Origin of the sequence: Gluconacetobacter entanii, from assembly GCF_013155425.1 — a bacterium.
Taxonomy (GTDB): domain Bacteria; phylum Pseudomonadota; class Alphaproteobacteria; order Acetobacterales; family Acetobacteraceae; genus Novacetimonas; species Novacetimonas entanii.
Window position 1 is genome coordinate 1 of sequence record NZ_JABJWD010000151.1, and the last position, 1,005, is coordinate 1,005.

The 1,005-nt window shown below is 55.8% G+C and carries 1 protein-coding gene; it reads right to left on the reverse strand.

Annotation, left to right across the window (positions count from 1 at the left end; translation table 11 throughout):
• Positions 1–391 precede the first annotated feature (391 nt).
• Entirely contained in the window at positions 392–859 is a 468-nt protein-coding gene (locus tag HNH97_RS17115) for a GtrA family protein (RefSeq protein WP_265145426.1), read from the reverse strand.
• Between the last annotated feature and the right edge of the window lie 146 nt (positions 860–1,005).

Here is a 1,005-nt window from a genome sequence, read left to right on the forward strand (position 1 = left end):
ATACGGACCGGTGATCGTCGTGGCCATTGAGGCCGCCGGAGCGGCAGCCATCAGGGTCGTTGCCAGTAACGCCGTGCGAAGACGCATATTTTCGTCCTTCCTTAAGACTCGTTCTTTATAGTCGTGCCGCCGGGATGTCTGCGGTCGCTAGTCAGCTTCATGCGTAACATCCTATACCGCTATCGGTTTCGTTTTAGAAACCCATCAGTTTGGCAGGGCTGATATTACACTTATAATACGTATACACGATATATTATAATGACATGATAATAAAGGATAATTTAAGGATTTTCCGCATTGTTGCACTATGTTTCCCAAAAGGGACGGCGGATTGGCGATGCCGGTTTTCCCGGGACGTTGCCATAATAACACAATGTCCCATGGTCGGAGTCTACGGCGTCGTGTGACCGTCATCCGCCGTGGTGGAGGGCTTAGTGGATGATGACGGTGTGGCATCGTGCACGAAGACATGCCTGCGGCTGATGTGGAAATTGGCGGCCATGCCACTGAGCGCTCCCGCAGCCAGCGCGAAGACAGGATGGATCCGGCAGGTGACGGACAGGTGGAACAGCACAAGGACGCACCCGCGGTTCAGGCAGAATCCGGCACTATTCCCCACCATGAACCGTGCCCACTGGCGCAGGGCGTGCTGCCTGCCCGCATGGCTGCGGAAGGTCCATAGCCGGTTGCACAGCCAGTTTGCGGAAGCGGCAACGAAATATGCACTGAGGGCAGCGCCACTCAGTCCGATCAGTGGGCGCAGGGCATAGACGGTAGCCGTATCCCATCCCAGGCCCATTACACCGACAATCCCGAAGCGCAGGAACTGAAAAACGGGGGCAGGGGATCTGTCGGGCACCGAAATGCGCTCCTCACTTTCCGGCGTGGTGCATATGACGGCAATCCATCATGCCGTACAGCAAAAAGGGAGTGCCGAAGCACTCCCTTTCGCTGAAGTCAGTCTGACTGATTTTGGGATCAGTGCAGGATGATTTCGACGCGACG